4 protein-coding genes are annotated in these 2,223 nt (G+C 63.6%); all 4 read left to right on the top strand.

What is annotated here, in order from left to right; translation table 11 throughout:
- Nucleotides 1–234: MotA/TolQ/ExbB proton channel family protein (locus tag MJD61_18325; protein ID MCG8557219.1), on the top strand; the 234-nt coding region annotated here is incomplete at its 5' end.
- Between the two features lie 19 nt (nucleotides 235–253).
- Nucleotides 254–664, top strand: coding sequence for an ExbD/TolR family protein (locus MJD61_18320; protein MCG8557218.1), 411 nt, complete (start codon nucleotides 254–256; stop codon nucleotides 662–664).
- A gap of 3 nt (nucleotides 665–667) precedes the next feature.
- The gene (locus MJD61_18315; GenBank protein ID MCG8557217.1) at nucleotides 668–1,462 is read left to right on the top strand and encodes a TonB C-terminal domain-containing protein; all 795 of its coding nucleotides are present in this window, start codon (nucleotides 668–670) and stop codon (nucleotides 1,460–1,462) included.
- 31 nt (nucleotides 1,463–1,493) lie between these two features.
- Nucleotides 1,494–2,223: hypothetical protein (locus MJD61_18310; protein MCG8557216.1), on the top strand; the 730-nt coding region annotated here is incomplete at its 3' end.

Genomic DNA, 2,223 nt, shown 5'->3' with positions numbered 1-2,223 from the left:
GGCATCATGAACTCGTTCATCTCGATCGCTGCGCAGCAAAACGCGAGCTTGGACGTGGTGGCACCCGGAATCGCCGAGGCATTGATCGCAACCGCCATCGGTTTGGCTGCAGCCATTCCGGCGGTGATGGCGTACAATTACTTTGTGCGGCGTATCCACGTACTGCAGAGCGAGATGGAAGCTTTCTCCAGCGACTACCTGAACATCGTGCGCCGCCATTTCCTGATGGAATAGGCCGCGGAGGGCACGGAGCGTGGGATTCACGACCGGCGGCAAGGGTCCGATGAGCGAGATCAACGTCACACCGTTGGTGGACGTGATGCTCGTGCTGTTGATCATCTTCATGGTGAGCGCTCCCATGATGACGAAGGGCGTGGACGTCGACCTGCCCAGCACGCGCGCGCCGCGCATGGAGCTCGACGACGAAAAGCTGCTGATGACGATTACCGAGGACGAAAAGGTCTACCTCGGGGAGATCGAGGTGGCATACGACCGGCTCGAACAGACCCTGCTGAACAACGAGCGCCTGCGCAGCGAGCGGGAGCTTTATATTCAGGCCGACGAAGCCGTGCCGTACGGGTTCGTTGCGAAGGTGCTGGCACTCGTACGCAAGGCGGGGATCCAGAAGCTCGGGTTGGTCACCGACCCGCTCGCGTCCGAGTAGCGCATGGCCCAGTACCTCTCACGGCCGCCTGGAGGCACATCGGTGCTGCGATCGCCCAGGCTCGACGCACCCATGTTCATCGGCGGCTTGCTGGCCACCGCGTGCGCCCACGTGGCGCTCCCGGTTGCCCTGCCCCTGCTTCAGGGGCTCGGCCTGTTCAGCGAAGGCACCGAAGCGTTCCAAATCGAGGAAAAGCAGATCGTGGAAGCACGCTTCGTGCAGCTCGGCAAGCCGTTCGACCCCCGCAAGATGCCGAATCGGCAGGTGCCAAGGCTGACCACCGCGCCCGACGACAAGACGGTCGTATCGAGGAAGCTGAAGCCCGAAAAGAAGAAGCGCCGCAAGCAGAAGCGCCCCGAGCAACCGGTGGAGGATCTGCTGACGCAGCTGGGGGATCGTGCCAAGGCGTTTGCCGAAATCGCCGAGGTGCGCGACAAGGAGGGAGATGCCGAAGGAGTCGCCGAGGGGACCCAAAAACAGGCCAAAGCCGGCAATGTCTATGCTGGAAAGCTGTACGGTTTCTTCAAGAAGGGCTGGACCGTGCCGGAAACCATGAGCCGTGACGAGCTTCAGGGCCTTGCAACGGGCGTGCTGGTCAGTATCACCACGGACGCCAAGATCGGAAAATTCGCGATCAAGAAAAGCAGCGGCAATCCGCTGTTCGACCAGAGCGTGTTGGATCGGCTCGAAGCGCTACGCAAGGCGGACGCCACACTGCCCGAGCCTCCACCCGAGGTGAGCAACCAATACCTCGGACAGACCATCCGGCTCAATTTCAAGGGGCGCGACGCCGGTTGAGCCCCACAAGCCACCAGCCCAAAGGAATATCTTGGACAATCAGAGCGTCAGAGCGTGCATGAGGGCGTGGTTTCACGCGCGTTGCGCGCGGTTTCGCGAACGCAGGGCGGCGCACAGCCTTCGCAAGGCTCCCGTCGGCCCCGGGGCTCGGGCGAGGGCGGCGAGCCTCTGCATGGCGGCGTTGTCCGTGCTGCTCTGGAACATCGAGCCCACCCCGGCGCGGACTCAGGATCACAAGGAGCAAGAGCCGCCTCTGCCTACACGGGTCGTGATCGACATCGACGCGCCCGATCGCGACCTGTACCGTATCGCAGTCCCTAATCTGCTCGGCCCTGCCGAGCTCGGCGCCAAGGCGGCGGGCGTGCTGCGCAACGATCTGAAGCTGGTGTCGCTTTTCCGGGTCCTCGACAGCCGCTCCTTCGTTGCCGACCTTGCCAGCGAAGCCCTCGGCATCGTTCCGAACGCCTGGACCGTGGTGGGCGCACAGGGCGTGGTCAAGGGCTCGCTCAAGCAGGTGGGCGACCAGGTTTCGGCAGAAATGCGGCTGTTCGAGCCTGCCCGCGGCCACGAGCCCGTGCTGAGCCGCAGCTACCGCGGCAGCGTCTCCAGCCTGCGCCTGTTCATGCATCAGTTCGCCAACGAGCTGCTTCGCGTGTTGACCGGCAAGTCCGGTGCGTTCCATACCAAGCTCACCTATGCGCGCCGCGTGGGGCCTGGACGCAAGGACGTCTACGTGGCCGACTACGACGGTGCGAACATCG

This window comes from Pseudomonadota bacterium (genome assembly GCA_022361155.1).
Lineage (GTDB): Bacteria > Myxococcota_A > Polyangia > Polyangiales > JAKSBK01 > JAKSBK01.
Note: the sequence above shows the minus strand (reverse complement) of the source record. Positions and strands in the feature narration are given on the sequence as shown.